Raw genomic sequence first — 23,603 nt, 5'->3', positions numbered from 1 at the left:
ATCGCCGTCCCGAAGGACGCACGATTCGCTTTGATCTGCACAAGTGCTGATCAGTAATTAAGTCACGAACCCAAGAAACTCGAAGGCTGTGCTCCAATCGCCCGAAGGCGACCATCGCAAAAGCCGTTCTCGCGCCGAGGCGCTCGTGACGTCATTCGTTGACGTTTTGCTGTTCAGTTTTCAAGGTTCAAGTTTTAAAATTTAATGCCGCGCTCATTGGCGACTTTATTAATATACCAGCTGACGAATAACATGTCAACAAAAAGATTAAAGTTTCTTATTGGTGTTACTGAGTTAATTATAACAGAATTTTCTCATAATAAAATTACAATAGAGTTACATGTTTGAAAGGAATAATTTCCTTTACATGCAAAGCTATGGAGAAGTTTTTAATTCCTGCATTTTAGGACTGTCCTTCTCACCAGAAGCACCCAATGTTTTCTGTCAGTTTTAGATATCAATCTTCAATTGAAGATTGCGGATAATCAAATCGCCCAATCCATTTCCTATACACCTTTTAAATTTCGCCAAGCATTTCCTGGGTGTATTTTTAACGCTAAAAATTATACCTTTCTTCTATATAAATATTACCAAAGAAAAGCCCGCCAAATTCTTGGCGGGCTTTTCTTGCATTATGTTGAGATTTTAAGCCAGGAAAATGAAATACAAAACAAATATTACAAACAGGCCATACATGATTGGATGAACCTGCTTTCCTTTTCCTGCAGCAATCATCGTAATTGGGTAAAAGATAAATCCGATTGCAATCCCAGTCGCGATGCTGTATCCCAAAGGCATAGCAATCATAGTCAGGAATGCCGGAACAGCAATTTCAAAACGGCTCCAGTCAATCAATCCCAGAGAAGAGACCATCAGCACGCCTACTATTATCAAAGCCGGTGCAGTGACCGCACTTGTGATAACTTCAAGCAGTGGATAAAAGAGGATCGCTACCAGGAACAGAACACCTGTGACTACTGAAGCAAATCCCGAGCGCGCTCCAGCAGCAACTCCTGAAGTGGATTCAATATATGAAGTAGTGGTCGACGTACCGAAAATCGCTCCCCCTACTGTCGCAATTGAATCAGCCAGAAGAGCTTTACCTGCTCTTGGCAATTTATTGTCTTTCATCAAGCCTGCCTGGTTGGCAACAGCTACCAAAGTTCCTGCAGTGTCAAAGAAATCCACGAACAAGAAGGTTAATACAACAACCAGAAATTCGATGGTCATAAGAGATCCGAAATCGTTGAAGATCGGTTCAAGAGCAACACCGAATGTCGGCCCCATACTTGGTACATTCAAATCAATGATGGCACTCGGCAAATTGACGATGCCGAAGATCATTCCAACAACTGCAGCGATAAGAATCCCGAAGAAAATGCCGCCTTTAAATCCCCGTACCATGAATATCACTGTGACAAATAAACCGAAAATAGCAAGTAACGTAGAAGGGTTCGTTAAATCGCCTATTCCTACCATTGTATCCGGATTACCGACAATAATTTCAGCATTTTGAAGTCCGATGAAAGTGATGTAAAGTCCAATCCCTGCACCCACGGCATATTTCAATTCTGCCGGTATTGCATTTATGATCGTTTCACGAACACCTGTCAATGTAAGGAGGATAAATATTACTCCTGAAAAAAGTACACCAGTCAAAGCCGTCTGCCAAGGAATTCCGTATGTCAGAATTACTGTGTAGGCAAAAAATGCATTCAATCCCATGCCGGGCGCTAAGGCTATTGGATATTTCGCAAGTACCCCCATTAATATGGACCCCAGTGCAGCTGCCAAAGCAGTTGCTACAAAGACAGCTCCATAATTCATCCGCATTGCATCGGGAAGATCGGGTACTGAAGCTAATGTTAATGTCAGCGGGTTGACCACCAGAATATAAGCCATTGCCAAGAAAGTAGTTAAACCGCCAATTATTTCACGGCGATAATTTGTTCCAAGCTCATCAAACTGAAAATATTTCTTCATTTTTTCCATTTCCTCCGCGTGCTGCCGCAAAATGCAATTAAAACAAAAGAACGCACACAGCAAAATGCCGTATGCGCCCTTCGATTTTAAATTCTGAAATAATTATTTCAGAAAAAGTTTAAATCCCTGTGTGATTAAAGGAATAAAAACTTAAATCGTAGTCGAGTCATTTACGGTAACTCGGTAGAAACTTTCGGGCCATATCCCCGACATTATACGACAGCGTTATTTAATTTCTATTGTAGAATAACACATCTTTTTTCTATAAACAAGGTAAATCACGAACAATATCTATTTTTTTCGTCTTTTAGTTCGTGATTTCCTTTTTATTCCCATTCGATGGTCGCTGGCGGCTTGCTCGTGATGTCATAAAGCACGCGATTGATATGATCCACTTCGTTGACCAATCTTACACTTATCTTCTCGAGGACGTCCCAAGGAATACGGGCCCAGTCCGAAGTCATGCCGTCTATCGATGTTACCGCACGAATGCCGATTGCGTAATCGTATGTGCGTGCATCGCCCATGACTCCAACGCTGCGGATATCAGGAAGCACCGTGAAGTATTGCCAGATGTCACGGTCCAGACCAGCTTTACTGATTTCATCACGCAGAATCCAGTCAGATTCACGGACGATTTCAAGTTTTTCTTCAGTGACCGCTCCCATGATCCGGATGCCGAGACCAGGACCCGGGAATGGCTGGCGCCAAACGATTTCATCAGGCATACCAAGTTCCGTGCCAAGAACGCGCACTTCATCTTTAAACAAGGTATTCAGTGGTTCAATCAGTTTAAACTGCATGTCGTCCGGAAGTCCGCCGACATTGTGGTGCGACTTGATCGTCTGGGCAGTCGTTGTGCCGCTCTCGATAATATCCGTATATAAAGTTCCTTGTGCAAGGAAGTCCATTCCTTCCAGTTTGGAAGCTTCATCATCAAAAACATAGATGAATTCATTGCCGATGATTTTACGCTTTTGTTCCGGATCAGTCACGCCTGCGAGTTTGTTCATAAAACGGTCGCGCGCATCAATTTTAATGACGTTCATGTTAAAACCGTCTGCGAAAGTTTTCATGACACTTTCCGCTTCTCCTTTGCGAAGCAGCCCGTGATCGACAAACATACAAGTCAGCTGGTCACCGATTGCCCGGTGAATCAAAACAGCTACAACTGATGAGTCTACTCCTCCGCTCAAGGCGCAGAGAACTTTTTTATCTCCGACTTCTTCACGGATTTTTTCAATTTCGAGTTCGATGTAGTTTTCCATCGACCAATCTGCCTTCATGCCGCAGATTTCGAAAACAAATTGACGGAGCAATTCATTGCCATAGATTGAATGGCGAACTTCAGGGTGGAACTGGACACCGTAAAAACCTCTGGATTCATCAGCCATCGATGCGATCGGACAGCCTGCGCTTGTACCGATAACATCAAATCCAGGAGGTGCTTCAGTTACCAGGTCGCCGTGGCTCATCCATACAATTTGTTCTTCAGGCATTCCAGAAAACAATTTGCTTTCCTTCACCAGTTTCAGCTCGGCTTTACCGTATTCACGGTTCTGCGCTTTTTTGACGTCACCTTTCAAATGCAAGGCCATCAACTGCATGCCATAGCAAATTCCTAGAATCGGCAGACCCATTTCAAATATTGCATCGTCGATGGAAAAAGCATTTTTATCATATACCGAGTTAGGACCACCTGAAAAAATGATGCCGGTAGCGTTCATTTCTTTTATTTCTTCAGCGGTAACCGTATGTGGATGGAGTTCGCTATAGACTCCAAGTTCACGGATGCGCCGTGTGATCAACTGGTTATACTGACTGCCGAAATCTAATACGACGATTTTACTTTGTTCTTTTAACATAGGACTGACTGGCAAAACCTTCACCTCTTCTGATCGATTTCAGGCGGCACAAATAATAAAAGAACGCGAAAAAGCTCCTCGCGTTCTTTTGCTCTACATCAAAAAGGCGAAGCCCCATGCAAAAATATGCATGCGGCATCCGCCTTCATAGTCAAGTCATTTCCGGAGACTTGGTAGAGACATCCGATCCATATCACCGGACATATATGAGGGCACCTGTACTTATAATTTTCTCAATTGTACAAGTTAGCCCGGGCAAAATCAACTGCTTGTGCGATTGATTAAGTTTTCCCAACTTTCCTTCAATTCGCGCCATTCAACAGTTTCCGGACGGCCACCGTAGACGGACTGCTCATAAGAAGCCGTCAAACGGGTCATTTCCTTTGTCCCGAAGAAAGAGTCGATATATCTGGCATAAGACATCAATGTCTGCCCATCTTCCCTTTTAATGCCGTAGAGATCCAATTGTTTCAATAAGCGGAGATAGGCTTTTTCAAATGTCTGTTTGCCATTTCTTCTTCGGTAATATGGAACCAATACTTTCGGCAGCCATCTCTGGCGTTTGAGAAATAACAATACTGCCAGGAATACAGAAGCTGCTGCTCCTAAAAATACAGCTCCTTTATGTTCTGATACAAATTCATTTATCCGCTCCCATAACCCAGGACCGTTTGACCCTTCAGACGCAGCCGCTGCAGCATCCTCTTCTTCTTCAAGTTCCGGCTGTTGCGGACGCTCCGGCAACTCTTGTTCTTCCGGGTCTGATGAATCGATGTCCAAATCAAAATCGATTTCGGAAGATCCTGTAAAGCCGATGGTCGGTTCAAACAGCATCCAACCAACACCAGGCATGTAAGCTTCCACCCATGAATGGGCATTGTTATTGGTGACTTCGTATATTTCAGTTTCGCGTTCATTGTCGCTGTCCACTTGCAGACCTTCGTTAAACCCTTTTACCCAGCGTGCAGGAATATCCAGACTGCGCAGCAAAACTACCATGGAAGTTGAAAAGTTATCACAATAGCCGCGCTTGGTTTCAAATAAGAATTGATCAACGTAATCCTGGTCTTCTTCAGGCACTGGAATATTTGTCAGGCTGTATTCGAAATCATTTCTTTCGAAATAGTCTTCTACAGCTCGAGCTTTATCATAAACAGTTTCAGAATTCATCGTGATTTCTTCTGCAAGGTCTCTGACTCGCTGCGGCAATTCATCCGGCAACTGTTTATAGCGGTCAAATTCCGGCGGCAGCTCAGCCAATTTATCGACAGTTGTTTCACGAAGACCCGTTAAACTGTAGACCGGTTCATTGAATTGAATTTCCACAGCATCCGGCTCATACGGCGCCCCGCTTAATAACGGTTCGATTTTCTGATCAACCGGGGAATAACTGTAACGTATTTCCCCTTCCATCTGAATGGATTCTATTCCATACGGGTAGAGAACAAACGGAAAATCCTGTTCCATTTCAAGTACTGCGTTGAGCGATTCGTCTTCAGCTCCTGGCTCAAACTCTGTTTCGATAAGATCACCGTTACTGTAAAGAACCGGGTCGGCGCCGGGTTCACTCAGCTCCCAGCCTTTCGTCGTATAAACATCTTTCGTTTCAACTTTCCAGTACTGTCCATCTTCGACTTCCGCCCGAAACGCCGGGGTATCATCTCCAAGAAAAGATCCACCAAGTTCGGAATCATCTACTCCATAACCAATTCTCCCGACTGCAGCCGGCCCCGGTCCCCCTTCACCGGAAAACGAAGTGATATATGGAACCGGGTCAGGCCATAACGGCCCTGCTTTCGGCAAATAAAGTGCCAGGGCTGTGGAAACCGCGACCATCAGGAATAACGGGATAATGAAACTCGCTAAACGTTCGATTGTTTCATTGATACGGTGACCTTCAAGCCATCTTGCCAAATGAAGCAACCCTGCAAGCATGAGGCCGACAACCATAATGCGGACAATTGCAGTATCCCCATTGTAAGGGCTGAATGTGTCCAGAACCGCGATGAAGATAACCGTCAGAATATAAAAAAGGAAAATACTTAAACGGAAACTGACCCAATAATGGATAAGGTAAACAGCCATCCATAACAAGCTGAAAAATAGTACAGTCCTGAATATATCGGTTGTTTGGGCCCAGTCCTGGGAAAACAGCGCCTCTACATTTATCCGCAGGTCAGAAAGAATAAATCCTAAAGCTTCAAAAGAGAAAAAAGCGGATTCAGTATAAACATTGATGAGAAACCACATAATATAGAGTATTTTCACACCAGCAGAGATTGCCCAATGCACTTGCAAAAAAGCCATGAGCAGACTGATCCCGATAAACACAAGAAATAACGTTTTATGGCCGGTATCGGTCAAGGTGATGACAGGAGTAAGCCATTCCGCCAACAAGAGGAAAACTAAAATATACAGTATCGCCATGAATGCCTTGTTTTTTCGAATGGAATTCATTTGCGGCTCACCTCCGTAAAGACCGAAGCGAAGTTCTCCGGTGCTACAAGTTTGACGATAAAACCTTTTGATACTGCAAATTGACGGGCGGCTTCGTCTGCCTTCCCAAACTTTTCGCCGTTATTCGTTACGACGAGGCACATGCAGGTATTGAGGTTTTTCACATTTCTCCGGATGGCATCGACCATTTCAACCGTCAATTTAGCGGTTACATAAATCACTGTTGAAGCACGGATTTGCTGAAGATCCCGGCTAACCACTTCATCAGCAGGCCGGTCCAAATCAGGCAATACTTTTGTCAGATGATACATAACCCGCTGCAAGTGGCTCTCTGAATGAATCACAGGAAATGAATCGATACTGTTTCCAACAGATAGATAGGCAACACTTGAATTGCCTCTGACGATAGACTGCAGCAAAGAAGCTACCAGTTCCACCTGCAGTTCAAATTTTTCCGAAGGCTTTCGGTCATCCAGAAGAAATAAATCTTCGGCCTGTCTGTCTTCGAATTCTTTGGTGCGCAGGGTCTGGGTCCGTGCAAATGATTTCCAATGAATCCAAGAAACACGATCTCCCGGCTGGTAATCACGGATGCCTGTAGCCATTGTCGTATCTTTTACCAATGTATGGGGCGCTGCCATAGCTCCTTGGTCATAACTGGATTCAAGGGCACGATAAGGAATATCATGTGTTTTTGGATAGACAAGGATTGTTTGTTTCAAGGGGAACATTTTCGTTTTTTTGGTCCAGCCAAAAAAATCTGCAATTTCCAGCTCAATGCCTTCCAAAACGTGTTCGCCTCTTGGCATATCTTCAATTTCATAATGCCAGGTATGGGTTTTGCGAAAACCAGGCATGAACATTGACCGATTATCCGAAGGATTCCTTTTTCGCAAAGCGATCGAGTTTGTTTTCTCTGTCAATACTGTATATAGAAGAGGAAAGGATAATTTGCGCTTAAAATGTACTGTTGCTGAGTATTTCTGTCCTCTTCTGATTTGCGTTGTATGGATTTGGCGGTTCAATTCAATATCCTGAAGCGGATAAAAAACTAACAGCAAGGAATACAGAACAAATGGCAAAGCCATGTAAAAGATGAACCAGCTGACAAAACCGCCCTGGAACATCGCAAATGAAAAAGTAAGCAACAGGATAAAAATCACAAAAATTATTCTTCCCCATAACGATAGGGCTTTTTTGATTCGTTTCATTGGCCGACTAGCCTTTGGACAGGCACTTTGGTCTTCGTTAAGATGCGCTCAGTGATTTCTTCTGCTGAAATACCGTCATAACGGGCTTCTGAATGGAGCATGATGCGGTGTCCAAAAACGAATTTAGCCAGGTATTGAACATCATCCGGCGTCACGAAATCCCGTCCTTTCAATAGAGCATAAGCCTGTGCCGACTTCATCAAGGCAATCGATCCCCGGGGGCTGACCCCCAAGTAAACATAAGGATCGTTTCGTGTTTGACGGGCAAGGTCGACAATATAGCTTCGGATTGTTTCATCCACTTTGATGTTTTTCGCTTCCCGCTGCAATTCCAGCAATTCTTCAAGAGATATGACTGATTGCAGGTCTTCGATTGGCATGGAAAGCTGTGAACGGTTCAAGACTTCCATTTCTTCTTTGGAAGTAGGATAGCCCATTTTAATTTTCAGGAGAAAACGATCCAGTTGCGCTTCCGGCAATGGATATGTTCCTTCATATTCAATTGGATTTTGGGTGGCCATAACAAAAAATGGTTTAGGAATCTGCATAGTGACGCCGTCAATGGTAACGGAAGCTTCTTCCATTGCCTCAAGCAGTGAAGATTGTGTTTTCGGGGAGGTACGGTTAATTTCATCGGCTAAAATGATATTGCCCATAATCGGACCCGGGCGGAAATTGAATTCCATGTCTTTTGGATTGTAGATCGAAACGCCGACAACATCTGAGGGCAATAAGTCAGGGGTAAACTGAATGCGCTTAAAATCCGCGCCGACCGATTTCGCCAATGCCCGGACCAGCATGGTCTTCCCTACACCTGGTACGTCTTCAAGCAGGACATGCCCATGGGACAGCATGGCCACCATACTCAATTCGGCGATATCCCGCTTGCCGATAATGACTTTTTCAATATTATCAATAACTTTGTTTAGTTGATCTTTTGGATTCATTATAATTTTCCCCCAATGGGTGACAAATAATATTTTGAATTGTCACATTCTTACTCATTAGCATAACGAATTATAAGCAATAACTCAACTATGCAGTAACAGGAGAGCGGCTTTTTTGCATAAAGAAAAGCCCTCCGTTTGGAGGACTTTGCAGATTTTAAATTTATTTCCAGAAATCATCGAAGACAGTAATCGGCAACATGCGTTTATGCTGCGTCTTCAGATAATAACCTTCCAGTTTTTCCCGTGCTTCATCCGGTATCTTCTTGCCTTCCAGGTAATCATCGATCATGTCATATGTTATGCCGAGCGCAACTTCATCCGGAATTGCCGGCTTGTCTTCTTCAAGATCGGCAGTGGGAATCTTGTTATAAAGATGTTCCGGACTCCCCAATTCCTTCAGCAATTGTTTGCCTTGTCTTTTGTTCAGACGGAAAAGAGGTGTGAGATCCGCTGCACCGTCGCCGTGTTTTGTATAGAAACCGGTGATGGCTTCGGCTGCGTGATCCGTGCCGAGCACGACTGCATTGTGCATAGCCGCCACAGAATATTGGGCTTTCATGCGCTCTCTCGCTTTTTCATTGCCTTTGATGAAATCCGTCAATTCAATACCCGCTTCTTCCAAAGCGCGGTCACTTGCGTCGACAGCTTCTTTAATATTTATAGTGTAGGTTTTCGTCGGATTGATGAATTCCAATGCGTCTTGCGCATCGTGTTCATCGAACTGTTCTCCATATGGCAGGCGGACTGCGTAGAAACCGTATTTATCGCTACCGGTTTCCTCATTCAATTGGTCGACGGCTATTTGAGCCATTTTTCCAACCAGCGTCGAATCCTGCCCCCCTGAAATCCCAAGTACGAATCCTTCAAGGAAGGGATGTTTTTTCATATATTCCTTCAGGAATGAAACAGTTCGCTCTATTTCTTCACGCGGGTTGATTTCTGGCTGAACTTTCATTTCTTCAATGATTTTCTGTTGCAGTTCTGTCATGTAAAATCCTCCTATCGTTTTGAGAAGCTTTGAATTGAATCGCGTACTTCCTGGATATTGCGCATTTTGTTGTCCCAGCATTTTTGGCTGAGATCGACTGGATATTCTTCAGGATTCAAAGAGCGTTTATATTCGTCCCACAGCAGTTCCAGACTTCTCTTCGCGTAATCCTGCACTTCCTGAATCGAAGGGTAGACATAAGTAATTTCACCATTTTTCACCACCTGGGCATGAATATTCACCGCGTCAAAATTGGTAACGAACTTCGATACGAAAGTGTGTACCGGATGGAACATTTTTAAGCGTTCTTCCTTTTCCGGATCTTCATCCACCATGGTGATATAATCCCCTTCTGATTTCCCGTTTTCCCTGTCTATGATCCGATAAACTTTTTTCAATCCAGGCGTTGTGACTTTCTCAGCATTCCCCGATATTTTGATGGTGTCTTCCATCTCGTCTTGTTCGTTTTCAATTGCAACGAGTTTGTAGACAGCTCCAAGTGCAGGCTGATCATAAGCAGTAATCAGTTTTGTGCCGATTCCCCAAGAGTCGACTTGCGCGCCTTGGGCTTTCAGATTCAGGATGGTGTATTCGTCCAAGTCATTCGACACGACGATTTCGACATCTGTGAAGCCGGCTCCATCCAGCATCTTCCGTGCTTCTTTTGACAGGAACGCAATGTCTCCACTATCCAGGCGAATACCCTGGAAGTTGATTTTATCTCCCAATTCTTTAGCCACTTGAATGGCAATTGGAAGGCCTGATTTTAATGTATCATATGTATCCACAAGGAAAACGCAATTTTTATGGCGTTTCGCATAGGCATGGAAAGCTTCGTATTCATCTTTATAGGCCTGTACCATCGAATGGGCATGTGTACCTGCTACCGGTATACCGAATAATTTTCCGGCCCGGACATTGCTTGTCGCTTCCAATCCGCCGATAAACGCAGCACGCGAACCCCAAATCGCTGCGTCCATTTCCTGGGCGCGGCGAGTGCCGAATTCCATGACACGGTCTTCTTTTACAATCTGTTTGATGCGGCTGGCTTTGGTCGCAATCAATGTTTGGTAATTGACGATGTTGAGTAAAGCGGTTTCTATCAGCTGTGCTTCAGCTAGAGTGCTTTCGATACGAATCAATGGCTCATTCTGGAAAACGATTTCGCCTTCCACGACGGAATAAACATCTCCGGTAAATTTAATGGTTTCCAAGTAAGCCAGAAAATCATCTTTGTAGCCTATTTCCTTTAAATAAGTCAAATCCGTTTCAGAGAACTTAAAGTTCTTGAGGTATTCCAATACCCGCTCCAATCCGGCAAAAATCGCATAGCCGTTGCCAAACGGCAGTTTACGGAAAAACAATTCAAATACCGCTTTCCGTTCATGCATGCCATCCGCCCAATAAGCTTCCACCATATTAATCTGGTATAAATCGGTGTGCAGGGCCAGACTGTCATCCGCATAATTCGTATTTTGCATATGATCTCCTTCTTCCGCTTTTCATAAGTTCACTTAATTATACCCTATTGGACCCATTTCAAAAACGAAAGCCGATTATACACTTGATTAAAAGAGCTCAATTTGACAAACGCGCTTAGTATGTGCAATAATATTTAAGTTAACACAGAGGTAACTGGTATATTTGATAATCTGGCATTCTACATTAATGTTTTTGAGAATACTTATTCACACTGGCGCGATTTGAGGATCGCAAGGACGTAAAAGAAGGTAGGGTTTACGTTGCTTAAGTTAGAAAGCACCCAGTGGAACACTGACCGCGGCACTGAAAGCAAATACTTTCAACGGAAATGATTCCCCTTTTTGAAGGGTTGAAAAATTGAATCAAGCTATATAAATGTTACCTTAAACAAACAAAGGGGCGCCTCGATACGATATCGGGAGCGTCCCTTTTCCAATTCTATCCGTCCTTTATTCATTTTCATGCGGAATAAAAGGATTCTTCCATTCCATCAATAAAGCGTAATTCCCCGAATCTTCGTCATCCAGATAATCCTTCACCAACTCAACCGGCATTCGTCCGCTGCGCATCAGAAAAGTGATGACAGGATCTTTCAATTCGCCGGCCAATACTTTCTCTGCATATTGGCTGGCCGTCATTTCTTTTGAAAAACGCTTATAGCCCGGCATCCGCCCGCCTCCAATCACTCGCTCCAGCCGGTCTTCAATCACTCGTTCATAAGCTGCCTGCAGTAATAACTTCCCCAGGTCCATTTTCCGGAACGACGGCCTGATGCCGATATCTACTATATAAAAACTTTTTCCGTCCGGTTCGTGAGTAGTGATATAACCGCGATCTGTAACCTCTTCCCAATTATGCGAGTGGTTTTCAGAATCAAGATCAACAAGCATCCCTGTCAGGGAGCCCGCCAGTTCCCCCTCGATTTCTATGCACAGCGCACCTTCCGGGTAATGGTCAAGATGGCTCATCAATTGTTTTTTATTCCACAACAGTTCATCCGGAAACGGCGGCGGAAAGCACTCTCTTTGAATGTTGATTAATGCGTCAAAATCTTCTTCACGGTAATTCCTGATAATCGCTTTTGAAATTTGTTCGCCTTTAAATACATATTGTTCCTTATAATACAATTGCTTCTCTCCTCCATCTTCAAGGTTTGCATTCCTGTTTTATTCCAATAAATACATTCTCGCTTCATATGGCTGCAATCTGCCTTCAGTAAACTCCTGATAATTGGCTAACAGGAGCTGACCCTTTTCTTTCAGCGACCAGTGGCAGCCGTCACTGTCCAGATGGGACACCACAAGGATGCGGGTATTTTCATATTCCCGTATATAAGCATAAACATCAGGACAATCTGTTTCAGCCAATTTTGTGCTGCCATACAAAAGGCACTCATAGTTCTGCCGCAATTGGATCATCTTTTTATAGAAAGAAAGGATTGAAAATTCGTCTCTTTCCTGCGCCTCCACATTAAGCCATCGGTAATTGGGGTTCAGGCTTATCCAGGGCTCGCCTTCTGTAAAGCCGGCATTCTTCCCGCTATGCCATTGCATCGGGGTGCGGGCGTGGTCACGACTGACTTTTTTAATGGTCGCCATCAATTCTTCGTGTGGAACCTCTTGTTTTCGTTTATACCGGTAGAAATTTTTCGTTTCCACATCCCGGTACATTTTTATATCGTCAAATGGCGCATTCGTCATTCCTATTTCCTGTCCCTGATAGATGAATGGAGTGCCCTGCATAAAAAAATACATACAAGCGAGAGCTGTTGCACTTTCCCTCCAGTATCTCTTGTCGTCTCCCCAGGTTGAAACAGTTCTCGGCCGATCATGATTTTCCAGATACAAAGAATTCCACGCAATGCCCTGTGCGCTCCGCTGCCAGCGATCCAAAATTTCTTTCAGTCTTACTACATTATGATCAGGATCCAGATTTGCATCCCAGTTTTCGTGAGCTTCGAGGCTGAAAATCATATTGAATTTCCCGTTATCTTCACTGATCCATTCTTCTATTTCGTGGGCTTTTACGCTATTTGCTTCTCCCACTGTGACAACATCATACTTCGCAAACGTTTCGTCGCGCAACTCTTCAAGAAAATCCTGTATGCCTTCTACATTCGTCATCTTTTCCCAGGCGGGCACGTAATTCCTGCCCTCCGGATTCGGCATATCCGATAAATCTTTTTTTAAGTGGTTGATGGCATCTACACGGAAGCCGTCTACCCCTTTTTCAATCCACCAAATGATCATATCGTAAAGAGCTCGCCGAACTTCTGGGTTTTCCCAGTTTAAGTCGACTTGGTTTTTGGTATATAGATGCAGATAAAATTGATACGTTTTGGGATCGAATGTCCAAGCCGGACCTCCAAAAATGCTTTCCCAATTGGTCGGCCTATCCCGCCAAATATACCAATCCCGCTTCGGATTGTCTTTGGAGGACTTCGACTCCAGAAACCAGGGATGCTGATCGCTGGTATGATTCAGGACAAGATCCAGAATCAGCTTCATGCCCCGGGAATGGATATTTTTCAGCATATTATCAAAATCATCCATTGTGCCCATCTCATCCATGATATCCCGGTAATCGCTGACATCATAACCGTTATCGACATTCGGAGATTTATACATCGGACAAAGCCAAAGGATATCCACACCTAAACTTTGCAGATAATCCAGCTTTTCAGTGACGCCATTCAAATCCCCTACGCCATCTCCGCTTGTATCCTTGAAACTCCGTGTATAAATCTGATAGACCACCGCTTCTTTCCACCAAGTCTTTTTCACGCTTTCCCCCTTCTTTCCTAACACTTTTTCAGGCAGTTGCAGACTTAAACTCTCTTCTATAAATATTATTCTCTAAATGCCACAAAAAACCTGCTTTTATGATGCATTTTTGATGATTATTTGAACATAAAGTAAAACTCTTCTATATACAATAAAAAAACCGCCACCTTATAATAAGATGGCGACTCCTGTGTTATTCGTAGAACTGTGCGAATGTCTCTCCTACCATACCTGCTACATAGGCACTGCCATCGTTATCTCCGACATCTTCCACCATCATTGCGATGATGAATTCGGGATTAGCGGAATCATAGGCGATGAAGAAGCCGTTGTCCTGTCCGCTTTCTTCGCCAGCTGCCTTCAGCTCAGCGGTACCGGTTTTGCCGGCCAGTGGAATATTTTCAAGATTTGCCTCTTGTGCGAATCCATCAACTACCACGTTCCGCAAATCTGTACGAAGAATTTCCGCATTCTCCGCTGAAAGCAATCCGTCCTTCCAGACTTGCGCATCTTCTTCTTCAAGCAGAAGCGTCGGTTTATGCATGACGCCGTCCGTCAGAAACGGCTGGTAAACAGATGCCAAGTGAAGAATATTCGCCAGCATCTGCCCCTGCCCGAATGAAGTGTCCGCCTGCTGCCCTTCAGAAGCGATGGTTCCATCATTTGAGATTTGTGAGGATTGCAGCACCAGCGGATAAGGAATCTCTTCACCAAAAGCGAAGTTTTCCAGCCCTTCCACTAACGTACTTCTTCCCATTTCCAACGCTTGTCTCGCAAAATAGATATTATCCGAATAAACAAGCGCCTTATTCAAATCAATCGGATTGGGAGCTTCCGGATGTACTCGCGTCACCTTGTAGCCGTCCCAGTCATCTTTTTGCCAAGTTTCTCCCTCTATTGTCAAGCCTTCCGAAGGGTCGAGTGTTCCCGCTTCAAGACCAATTGCCGCCGTAACCGGTTTTATGGTCGATCCCGGTGCATAGCTCTGTGCAAAGCGGTTATAAAGCGGCATCAAAGGATCTTCTTTTAATTCCTCGTAGCGTTCACCACTTACACCCAACGTGAATTCGCTCGGATTAAAGCCCGGAGAGCTTAACAGCACCAGTGTTTCGCCCGTTTCGGGATCGACTGCTGCAGATGTTCCTGCTTCACCAGCCATTGAATCATAAGCAACCTGCTGCAATTCAGCATCAATCGTCAATTGGATTTTTTCACCGTTTACAGCCTGTTTTTCTGCCACGGTGATCTGTTCCTGTTCTTTATCGATATAGATACGCGTACCGTCTTCACCGCGCAGCTGTTCTTCCAATTGGCGTTCAAGCCCTTGGCGGCCGATCATATCATTTTCCGTATAGCCCTGTTCCTGCAATTCGGTCAGCTGTTCAGCCGTAACCGGGCCGATGTAACCGATCAAATGTGATAAGGCTTCACCATAAGGATATTCACGCATAGCGGTTTCCTGATGCATTGTGCCCGGAATTTCCAATACCTGTTCGAGCAATTCCGTGTTGTCATTCGAAGTTTTGCTGAAAGGCACGAATTGGCTCAGGTTATTCTGCACCCAATCCTGGTTCAATTGCTGATTGATTTCGTCCACAGACATGCCGAGCAATTCGGCAAGTTGTTCTTTATCCGCGTCATTCGTAAATTTTTCCGGCACAACTCCGATTGACCTGCCGGTGCCATTGACGGCGAGCGGCTGATCGTTGCGGTCATACAATTCCCCTCTCGCTGCAGACTGCCTGTTGATGCGCACCGGATCACCGGATTCAAGCTGCGGGAAAATGAAAGAAGGTGTCCACTCGACAAACCAGTTTCCGGCTTCTTCTGTTTCTTCATATAGAAGTGTCATATTTTCTTCAAATTCCACCGGACCCGCGAGTGTATCCATTGTCACCTGCACCGGAAAATCAGCCGGCTGCTCTTCTTCCCATTCAGTATCTTCCGAAGCTTCCGTAAAAGTCACTTCAAGGTTTTCTATGCCAAGGTCTTCATGAAGTTTCAGCTGGCGGTCAACGAATTCATCCGTTCCGTAAGCTGCTTTCGTTCCTTCATTCAAATATTGCCCGTACATCTCTTCAAATTCGAGGTTGTTCCAGTGGTCTATGTATTCCGCCAATCTGTCTTCAGGAGTAACTTGTTCCTGGCAGCCTGAAAGAAAAAATGCCATTGCCAAAATAAATATTCCTATAATTGTTTTTTTCATTTCGTTCCCCTCACTTTCTTAATTTACAGCTTACCAGATTATGGGTTCCCGTTGAAACGAAAGACTTCCGTAAATCGCATATACAATAAGGTGTTGAGGCTGTGAATATGGTAAACTTGAGAGAAAAAGGAAAGGGAGTTTTCGCATGATTGAGCTTACATATTCAGGGTCCTTCGAAACTGTTTTGACGGATGAAAAAAAAGCGGCGTTAAAAGAGATTCACGACAATTTATACAATAAAGAAGGAAGAGGTTCCGATTTTCTTGGATGGCTTGATTGGCCGAGCACCGTTCAGCCTGAATTTATGGAGCGTATCCAAAAAACCGCTGATGTGATTCAGGAAAAAGCGGAAGTTTTGGTCGTAATCGGAATCGGCGGATCCTATCTGGGTGCCAAAGCCGCATTAACTGCACTGTCCCCTTATTTCAGTAAAGGCGGTAAAAAAACCGAAGTGCTGTTTGCCGGACATCAGGTCAGCGGCGAATATTTGAAACAGCTGCTTACCCACCTCGACGGCAAGGAAGTGATGGTCAATGTCATTTCAAAATCGGGGAAAACGACAGAGCCAGCCCTCGCTTTCCGCTTCCTGAAAAAATATATGGAAGACCGTTACGGCGATGCAGCTGCTGAAAGAATCATCGTAACGACTGATGCCGAGAAAGGCGCACTGGTGAACCTGGCGATTGAAAATGGCTACGAACGCTTTGTTGTACCTGAAGATGTCGGCGGACGTTACTCGGTATTCACTGCTGTCGGCCTATTGCCGATTGCCGCTGCCGGATTTTCGGTGTCGCAGCTGATGGCCGGAGCAAAAGATGCCGAAGAGGCTTATCAGGCATTCGATCCTGAAACCAACACAGCAATCCGCTATGCCGCTGCCCGCCATTATCTGTATACAGAAGGCTATACAACTGAAGTGATGGCAACGTTTGAACCAAAATTGGCTTATGTCCAGGAATGGTGGAAGCAATTATTCGGCGAAAGTGAAGGGAAAGAAGGCAAAGGCATTTTCCCTGCTTCTGTATCATTCACTACTGACCTCCATTCAATGGGTCAGTACATCCAGGACGGCATCCGCAATCTTTTTGAAAGTTTCCTGCTGATTAAGGAAAGCAACGAAGATCTGACTGTATTCGAAGCGGAAAATGATGGAGACGAATTGAATTACCTCGCCGGCATCAGCCTGCAGGAATTTAACCATGTCGCCTATAAAGGAACTTCCTCCGCGCATTTGGACGGCGGTGTTCCGCAAATGAGCCTGACAATCGAGAAGATGGACGAATTCCATCTGGGCCATCTGTTTTATTTCTATATGATTTCCTGCGCATACAGCGCGTACTTGCTGGATATCAACCCATTCGACCAGCCGGGTGTTGAGGATTATAAAAACAACATCTTTAAATTATTGGAGAAGCCGGGGTATTAATTTCAGAAAAAAAGGCGGTTGAGTAAGTATCTGCTTCTTTAATCATTCCGCTCTAGGCGGAAGCTTTCCGCGGGGAGCGGCCTAAGCCTCCTCAGTCGCTCCGCTCCCTGCGGGGTCTCAGGACTCGCTCTGGTTCCCGCAGGAGTCACCGCCTACTGCTCCATTCTAAGTATGTTTAGAACTACGGTGCCTACTTCTATAGTTAGAACAATCATAAAAGGATATCCCTTATAGAAAGCAATCCGAGATATGGAGCAAAACAGCGAAGACTCCCAGGGGATCAGAATCACAGTTGGCTTTCCAACTGTGATTCGAGCGAAGTGCTGAGATCCACTCGGGCGAAGGGGACCGAGTCCGAGTTAGCTCAGTGCAAGCCCCCAGGAAAGCGAAGCTGTTTTGCGCAATATCGTTTTTAACTTTTTCTTTCTCGACAATCCAAAAAGGGCAGACCTATTCGGGTCCGCCCTTTTCTGTTCGCTTATTTAATTTGGTAAACTCTCGCTTCGTACGGGCGAATTTCTGCCGGATCAACGGATTCGTAATTCGACAGCAGCAGACCGCTGTTTTCAGGTTCATTCCAACGGTACCGGTTCGGCCCCAGATTTGAAACAACCAATACCTTCGAGTCTTCGTCTTCGCGCGTGTAGGCGTAAACGTCTTCGAAACCAAGTTCCTTCAATTCATATTTACCGTAAACGAGCACATTCATCTGTTTGCGAAGTGCGATCATTTGCTTGTAGAAGGAAAGCACAGAATGGGGATTGTGTTTTTGCGCTTCAACATTCAGCCACTCGTAGTTCGGATTTGTATAGATCCAAGGTTGGTTCGTGGAGAATCCAGCGTTTGGACTGCTGTCCCATTGCATCGGAGTCCGTGAGTGATCACGGCTTGTCGCTTTGATCAGCGTCATAACCGCATCGTGTTCCATGCCTTCCGCCAGATTATAGAAATACAGATTATGCGTCTGGACATCATCGTATTGTTCGATTTTTTCGAACGGCGCATTCGTCATACCGATTTCTTGCCCCTGATAGATGAAAGGAGTACCTTGCATAAAGAAATACATACACGCCATCGATGTGGCGCTTTCACGCCAGTAGATGCTGTCATTGCCCCAAGTTGAAACTGCACGTGGTCTGTCATGATTTTCAATGAATAAGGCGTTCCAGCCAATCCCTTCGACGCCATTTTGCCAGCGGGTTAAAACTTTTTTCAATTCCGGCACATTGACGCCTTTTCGCACTTCGTCATCCCAAAGGCCTAAATCTTCAAATTGAAAGACCATATTGAATTTGCCGTTTTCCTCACTGATCCATTCTTCGATGTCTTCAGCGGATACGCCATTCGCTTCGCCAACCGTCATGATATCGTATTTGGCGAAAGTTTCATCACGAAGTTCCGCGAGAAGCGGCTGGATGCCATCGACATTCATCATTTTTTCCCAGGCTGGCAGATAAGGCTTGCCTTCTTCTAGCGGCAAGTCAGTAAAATCTTTTTTGATGTGGCTGATGGCGTCCACCCGGAACCCATCGATGCCTTTGTCGAGCCACCAATTGACCATATCATATAAGGCTTTGCGTACTTCCGGGTTTTCCCAGTTCAAATCCGGCTGTTTCTTCGAGAAAATGTGCAAATAATATTGTCCTGTCTTTTCATCGTATTCCCATGCTGGTCCCCCGAAAATGCTTTTCCAGTTTGTCGGTTTATCACGCCATACATACCAGTCACGCTTCGGATTATCGAGTGACGAGCGGGATTCCTTGAACCAGGGGTGTTCATCACTGGTGTGGTTGATGACCAGATCGATAATCAGTTTCATTCCGCGTGCATGGATTTCTTCCAGAAGACGGTCAAAATCTTCCATCGTTCCAAGTTCATCCATAATATCCTGGTAATCACTGATATCGTAGCCGTTGTCATCGTTCGGCGATTTGTACATCGGACAGATCCAGATGACATCAATACCTAATTCTTTCAGATAATCGAGTTTGGCTGTAACTCCGTTAATATCTCCAATGCCGTCGCCGTTTGAATCCATAAAGCTTCTCGGATAAACTTCATATGCAACTGCTTCTTTCCACCATTTTTTGTTCATGTTCATTTCCTTTCAAAGACTTCGGCAAGAACCGCGTTCTATCAGCCGTGAAGGAACCGTAACTTCTCTCACCGGCGCCTCCCTGTCTTTAATTTTTTCAAGTACAAGTTCCGCTGCATGAAGACCAAGTTCATAAATTGAAATATCCACGGTGCTTAGCGGCGGTTTCAGATGTTCCGAAAGCGAGTGGTTATTGAAACTCAATACTGAAACATCGCCAGGAACATCGATTTTCATGTCCTGCAGATAACTGATCAGTTCATAGGCGATTAAATCGTCATGAGTAACGATTGCAGTCGGTGGCTGGTCCAGCTGCATTAATCTTCTGACTGACTGCTCTTCCAGTCCGGTGCTGATCGACTGATTGACGATCAATTCGGGGTCGTAGCTGATCGCCTCTTTTTCTATTGCTTTTCTATACCCCTTCAGACGGTCCAATGACACCACATATTCCAATCCGCCGCCTACGTAAGCAATCCGCTGATGGCCTAGGCCGATCAAGTAATTGACGACTTCATACGAATTGCCGACATTATCATTATCGACATAGGAAATCGATTCGGTATGGACATCCGGGCGGCCAACGACTGAAAATGGAATATTGCTATTGTATAGGTATTCCATGATTTTGTCGCCGATTCTGGAGTATAAAAGTATAATGCCATCGACCCTTTTTCCCTGGGTCATGGAAATGACTTCTTCATAGATTTCTTCGGTAGTCGCACCAGTCGACAAATACAGTCCGTACTGGCTTTCATGAGCGCGGCTCGAGATGCCGCGGAGCACTTCAGGAAAGAACGGATTCTGAAAAGCAAGGGTCGCCGAATCTGCCATGATGATGCCGATTGTCTGGGTTTTTTGGATAACCAGATTGCGCGCCTGGAAGTTCGGATAATACCCGAGATGTTTCATCGTTTCACGGACTTTCCGTTTTGTATCTTCACTGATTCGCGGATTATCTGCGATTACACGGGACACAGTTGCAGGTGATACCGCCGCCGCTTTCGCAACATCTTTGATCGTAACTGCCACTTTAATCTCCCCTTTACTTTATGGCACCATCCGATACGCCTTTGATGATCGACCGCTGTGCGAAGAAATAAAAGATGATGACCGGCAAAATTGCGAGGGTTAGCCCTGCAAGTGCCAGATGCCATTGTTTCGTATATTCCCCGAAGAAGAAAAACATCTTCAACGGAATAGTTTCGCTTCCGGTTTTATTAATAACCAAGGATGGCAGAAGATAATCGTTCCAAATCCAGATGATGTTCAAAATAGCGACCGTTACGGTTATCGGCTTCAGCATCGGGAAAATGATGTGCCAGAAAACCTGCCAGCGGTTGGCACCGTCAATACGCGCCGCTTCGTCCAATGATTTCGGAATATTGTTCAATGCACCGTGATACAGGAAAATCGACAGGCTGGCACCAAATCCGATGTACATGAAAATCAGGCCGCCGCGATTCAGCATTTCAAATTGGCCGAATACTGTAACAAGCGGAATCATGACCGATTGAAATGGAATCAGCATTGCCGCTACAAACACGAAGAACAGGATAGTGCTAATCCGGCTTTTCGCACGGGACAGCGCGTATGCCGCCATCGCTGAAGAGATAATAATCAGCAGGACACTTGAGACGGTGATGAGCAATGAATTGAATAGGGTCTGCAGAAAATCGAGTTCATGAAAAGCCGTGATGTAATTGTCAAAACTCCATTGCTCCGGAGGACTTGTCACATCCGTGAATATCTCTTTTTTCGTTTTGAACGAGTTGACGAACATCAGGTAAAAGGGCAATAGCCATAAAATGCCGAGAAGGATCCCGAGAATCTCCAATTTCCAATTCTTCTTTTTTCTCATTACATTTCAACCTCCCGGCGTTTATTCCAATAAACCTGAAATAACGCGACAATTGCAACAATCACAAAGAAAATGATCGCTTTTGCCTGCGCATATGCGAATGTATTCTGCACAAACGCTGTATTGAATATTTCCATGGCCACCATCTCAGTCGAATTATAGGGTCCGCCTCCTGTCAAAGACAGGTTTTGGTCATATAGTTTGAATGTATTCGACAAAGTCAGGAACATGCTGACAGTAAATGCCGGCGCAACCAATGGAAAGACGATATAGCGGAAACGCTGGAATGATGATGCTCCGTCAATTTCAGAAGCTTCGAGCAGTTCTTTTGGCAATCCCTGTAAATAAGCTATGTAAATTACCATGATATAACCGGCCATTTGCCAGCTCATTAAAATGACTAGCCCCCAGAAACCTGTTTCTGTCGTGGACAGCCACACCTGCAAGCTTTCCATGCCAACCATTTCTCCGACACTCGCAAATACTTTGATAAAGATAAATTGCCAGATGAATCCCAGGATCAAACCGCCGATCAGGTTCGGCATGAAGAAAGTCGTCCGGAGAAGATTACTGGATTTAATGCGCGATGTCACGATCAGCGCCAATGACAAACCAATAAAATTAATGAGGATTACTGAAACTACAGAGAATTTTGTCGTAAACCATAAAGAATCAAGGAATCTTTCATCTTTCAAAAGATTGATATAATTTTGGAAGCCGACATATTCACCTGTTGTGATACCGTTCCAGCTTGTAAAGGAATAGTAAACGCCAAGCAGCATCGGTACGACCACCACAAGGGTCAAAGCAATTAAGACCGGGGCCAGGAACAACCAGTAAGCAAAATCTTTCGTACGCATAATCTAAGCCCTTCCTTTCTGCAATAGAAGCGGAAAGACAAAACAAAGCAGCACAGAGGCTGCTTTGTTCTTGTCTCCAGCTTATTTATTTCACTGTTTTATTGTCTGCTTGATTCCCAAGCGGCTTTAGCCGAATCGACAACTTCTTCCCAAGTCGCTTCTTCGCTCAAGTATTTCTGGATATTCGAACCAAGTTCATCTTCGCCCCATCCAGTCGGATATCCCATGAATACCCATCCGATTGTTTCGCCAGCTTCTGAAGCATCATAAACCGCTTTTGATAAAGGATCTGAAATTTTCGAAGTGTCATAGCCTTCGTAGGCAGGGATGAATTTAAAATCTTCCACTACAGCTGTTTTACCAGCTTCTGAAGTGTAGAGCCAATCCATGAATTCTTTTGAAGCTTCAACCACTTCTTCATCAAGATTTTTGTTTACTGCCCAGTACATCGGCACTCCTACAGGAAGGCCGCCTTCTTCGTAGCCTTCAACCGGTATCGGCAGCATGCCGATGCCATTATCGGCAAATTCAGGATCGATTCCAGCGATTGAACCGTAAGCCCAGTTCCCTTGCTGGATCATAGCTACGCGTTCCAATGAAAACAATTCTTCAACCTGCTGCGAGTAATCAAGGCTGACTGTCGGCTGTTTCGAATATTCGTTTTGAAGATCAAGGATTTTCTTGAATGCATCTGAATACGTGAAGTCAATAGTTTTCGAATCGTATGCATCCAGAACATTATGGTCAAATTCCGGAGCGATGAACGTATTCGATAAATGCAATCCGGTTACCCATTTTTCTTTACCCGGCAAAGCGAATACCGACTCGATTTCAAGTTCTTCTTTTTTCGAATCCAACGTTTTCACGGCTTCTTCCAGGCTTGCGAAGTCTGTGATCGATGCTGGATCGATTCCAGCTTCTTCAAATAGGCGAATGTTGTAGATGAATCCGTAACCTTCCTGGTTATAAGGCAAACCCAGAACTTCCGAATCGACCGTAACGCCTTCCAGTGTTCCGTCAAGCGCGGCTTCTGCAGCAGCTGTGTCTGACAAAGGAGCCAGGCTGTCTTTCCAGTCAGCTACATCTTGTGGACCGCCGATATTGAAGATTGCCGGCTCGTTGCCTGAAGCGAATTTAGAACGTAATGCCGCGCCATAATCTTCTCCGCCGCCTACTGTTGTGATTTCAATATTTACATCCGGGTTTTCTTTTTCATACATTGCCACGACATTTTCAAATTGTTCCTTGAATTCCACTTTGAATTGGAAAATATCCACTGTTACTTTATCGCCTTCAGCGGCAGAACCTTCTTCATCTCCGCCGTTGCCGCAAGCAGCCAGCAAACTCGTTGTAACCAGTAATGACGCGAGCAATTCTTTTTTGAACTTAAACTCTTTCATGTTTATAATCCCCCTTTGAGTTTCGTGCAATCGTTT

The 23,603-nt window shown here is 44.7% G+C and carries 16 protein-coding genes and 2 riboswitches; of the genes, 1 reads left to right on the top strand and 15 read right to left on the bottom strand.

Annotated elements, in window-relative coordinates:
• Positions 1-645 precede the first annotated feature (645 nt).
• The 10 genes from DP120_RS10830 to DP120_RS10785 all read right to left on the bottom strand — a co-directional run bounded on the left by DP120_RS10830 (position 646) and on the right by DP120_RS10785 (position 15,925).
• Positions 646-1,983, bottom strand: coding sequence for an NCS2 family permease (locus DP120_RS10830; protein ID WP_112223702.1), 1,338 nt, complete (start codon positions 1,981-1,983; stop codon positions 646-648).
• Positions 1,984-2,121: 138 nt separating this feature from the next.
• A riboswitch (purine riboswitch) is annotated at positions 2,122-2,223 on the bottom strand.
• An 86-nt stretch (positions 2,224-2,309) separates the two neighbouring features.
• Positions 2,310-3,848: a glutamine-hydrolyzing GMP synthase gene (gene guaA, locus DP120_RS10825; RefSeq protein ID WP_112223701.1), complete on the bottom strand. Its 1,539-nt coding sequence runs from the start codon at positions 3,846-3,848 to the stop codon at positions 2,310-2,312.
• 128 nt (positions 3,849-3,976) lie between these two features.
• A riboswitch (purine riboswitch) is annotated at positions 3,977-4,078 on the bottom strand.
• A gap of 31 nt (positions 4,079-4,109) precedes the next feature.
• On the bottom strand, positions 4,110-6,305 hold the full coding sequence (locus DP120_RS10820; RefSeq protein WP_112223686.1) for a transglutaminase TgpA family protein: 2,196 nt from the start codon (positions 6,303-6,305) through the stop codon (positions 4,110-4,112).
• A complete protein-coding gene (locus DP120_RS10815) occupies positions 6,302-7,516 on the bottom strand; it encodes a DUF58 domain-containing protein (RefSeq protein ID WP_112223685.1) in 1,215 nt (404 codons plus the stop codon). The genes DP120_RS10820 and DP120_RS10815 overlap by 4 nt, the downstream gene beginning before the upstream one ends.
• On the bottom strand, positions 7,513-8,463 hold the full coding sequence (locus tag DP120_RS10810) for an AAA family ATPase (protein ID WP_112223684.1): 951 nt from the start codon (positions 8,461-8,463) through the stop codon (positions 7,513-7,515). The genes DP120_RS10815 and DP120_RS10810 overlap by 4 nt, the downstream gene beginning before the upstream one ends.
• A 163-nt stretch (positions 8,464-8,626) precedes the next feature.
• On the bottom strand, positions 8,627-9,454 hold the full coding sequence (nadE, locus tag DP120_RS10805) for an ammonia-dependent NAD(+) synthetase (RefSeq protein ID WP_112223683.1): 828 nt from the start codon (positions 9,452-9,454) through the stop codon (positions 8,627-8,629).
• 11 nt (positions 9,455-9,465) lie between these two features.
• Positions 9,466-10,935 (bottom strand): nicotinate phosphoribosyltransferase, encoded by a 1,470-nt coding sequence (locus DP120_RS10800; protein WP_112223682.1) that lies wholly within the window; start codon positions 10,933-10,935, stop codon positions 9,466-9,468.
• A gap of 450 nt (positions 10,936-11,385) precedes the next feature.
• Positions 11,386-12,063, bottom strand: coding sequence for a GNAT family N-acetyltransferase (locus tag DP120_RS10795; protein ID WP_112223681.1), 678 nt, complete (start codon positions 12,061-12,063; stop codon positions 11,386-11,388).
• 39 nt (positions 12,064-12,102) lie between these two features.
• On the bottom strand, positions 12,103-13,719 hold the full coding sequence (locus DP120_RS10790; RefSeq protein WP_112223680.1) for a glycoside hydrolase family 13 protein: 1,617 nt from the start codon (positions 13,717-13,719) through the stop codon (positions 12,103-12,105).
• A 193-nt stretch (positions 13,720-13,912) separates the two neighbouring features.
• Positions 13,913-15,925 (bottom strand): penicillin-binding transpeptidase domain-containing protein, encoded by a 2,013-nt coding sequence (locus DP120_RS10785; RefSeq protein WP_112223679.1) that lies wholly within the window; start codon positions 15,923-15,925, stop codon positions 13,913-13,915.
• 145 nt (positions 15,926-16,070) lie between these two features.
• Between DP120_RS10785 and DP120_RS10780 the strand changes: the two genes are divergently transcribed.
• The gene (locus DP120_RS10780) at positions 16,071-17,351 is read left to right on the top strand and encodes a glucose-6-phosphate isomerase (RefSeq protein WP_112223678.1); all 1,281 of its coding nucleotides are present in this window, start codon (positions 16,071-16,073) and stop codon (positions 17,349-17,351) included.
• A gap of 478 nt (positions 17,352-17,829) precedes the next feature.
• Here the strand turns inward: DP120_RS10780 and DP120_RS10775 are convergent, their stop codons facing one another.
• The 5 genes from DP120_RS10775 to DP120_RS10755 all read right to left on the bottom strand — a co-directional run bounded on the left by DP120_RS10775 (position 17,830) and on the right by DP120_RS10755 (position 23,567).
• Positions 17,830-19,446 (bottom strand): alpha-glucosidase, encoded by a 1,617-nt coding sequence (locus DP120_RS10775; RefSeq protein WP_112223677.1) that lies wholly within the window; start codon positions 19,444-19,446, stop codon positions 17,830-17,832.
• 12 nt (positions 19,447-19,458) lie between these two features.
• A complete protein-coding gene (locus tag DP120_RS10770) occupies positions 19,459-20,478 on the bottom strand; it encodes a LacI family DNA-binding transcriptional regulator (RefSeq protein ID WP_112223676.1) in 1,020 nt (339 codons plus the stop codon).
• Between the two features lie 13 nt (positions 20,479-20,491).
• Positions 20,492-21,307 (bottom strand): carbohydrate ABC transporter permease, encoded by an 816-nt coding sequence (locus DP120_RS10765; RefSeq protein WP_112223675.1) that lies wholly within the window; start codon positions 21,305-21,307, stop codon positions 20,492-20,494.
• The gene (locus DP120_RS10760) at positions 21,307-22,167 is read right to left on the bottom strand and encodes a carbohydrate ABC transporter permease (RefSeq protein ID WP_112223674.1); all 861 of its coding nucleotides are present in this window, start codon (positions 22,165-22,167) and stop codon (positions 21,307-21,309) included. Before DP120_RS10760 ends, DP120_RS10765 begins: the two co-directional genes overlap by 1 nt.
• Before the next feature lie 98 nt (positions 22,168-22,265).
• Positions 22,266-23,567, bottom strand: a complete 1,302-nt coding sequence (locus DP120_RS10755; RefSeq protein WP_112223673.1) for an ABC transporter substrate-binding protein — start codon at positions 23,565-23,567, stop codon at positions 22,266-22,268.
• Between the last annotated feature and the right edge of the window lie 36 nt (positions 23,568-23,603).

This window comes from Planococcus halotolerans (assembly GCF_003289955.1).
In the GTDB taxonomy this organism is placed as follows: domain Bacteria; phylum Bacillota; class Bacilli; order Bacillales_A; family Planococcaceae; genus Planococcus; species Planococcus halotolerans.
This window is presented reverse-complemented; position numbering and strand designations above follow the sequence as displayed.

What these genes read in the sequence shown, in the direction of transcription:
- DP120_RS10830 (WP_112223702.1), bottom strand. Translation starts at nt 1,983, where the DNA reads ATGAAGAAATATTTTCAGTTTGATGAGCTTGGAACAAATTATCGCCGT.
- guaA (WP_112223701.1), bottom strand. Translation starts at nt 3,848, where the DNA reads ATGTTAAAAGAACAAAGTAAAATCGTCGTATTAGATTTCGGCAGTCAG.
- DP120_RS10820 (WP_112223686.1), bottom strand. Translation starts at nt 6,305, where the DNA reads ATGAATTCCATTCGAAAAAACAAGGCATTCATGGCGATACTGTATATT.
- DP120_RS10815 (WP_112223685.1), bottom strand. Translation starts at nt 7,516, where the DNA reads ATGAAACGAATCAAAAAAGCCCTATCGTTATGGGGAAGAATAATTTTT.
- DP120_RS10810 (WP_112223684.1), bottom strand. Translation starts at nt 8,463, where the DNA reads ATGAATCCAAAAGATCAACTAAACAAAGTTATTGATAATATTGAAAAA.
- nadE (WP_112223683.1), bottom strand. Translation starts at nt 9,454, where the DNA reads ATGACAGAACTGCAACAGAAAATCATTGAAGAAATGAAAGTTCAGCCA.
- DP120_RS10800 (WP_112223682.1), bottom strand. Translation starts at nt 10,935, where the DNA reads ATGCAAAATACGAATTATGCGGATGACAGTCTGGCCCTGCACACCGAT.
- DP120_RS10785 (WP_112223679.1), bottom strand. Translation starts at nt 15,925, where the DNA reads ATGAAAAAAACAATTATAGGAATATTTATTTTGGCAATGGCATTTTTT.
- DP120_RS10780 (WP_112223678.1), top strand. Translation starts at nt 16,071, where the DNA reads ATGATTGAGCTTACATATTCAGGGTCCTTCGAAACTGTTTTGACGGAT.
- DP120_RS10775 (WP_112223677.1), bottom strand. Translation starts at nt 19,446, where the DNA reads ATGAACAAAAAATGGTGGAAAGAAGCAGTTGCATATGAAGTTTATCCG.
- DP120_RS10765 (WP_112223675.1), bottom strand. Translation starts at nt 21,307, where the DNA reads ATGAGAAAAAAGAAGAATTGGAAATTGGAGATTCTCGGGATCCTTCTC.
- DP120_RS10760 (WP_112223674.1), bottom strand. Translation starts at nt 22,167, where the DNA reads ATGCGTACGAAAGATTTTGCTTACTGGTTGTTCCTGGCCCCGGTCTTA.
- DP120_RS10755 (WP_112223673.1), bottom strand. Translation starts at nt 23,567, where the DNA reads ATGAAAGAGTTTAAGTTCAAAAAAGAATTGCTCGCGTCATTACTGGTT.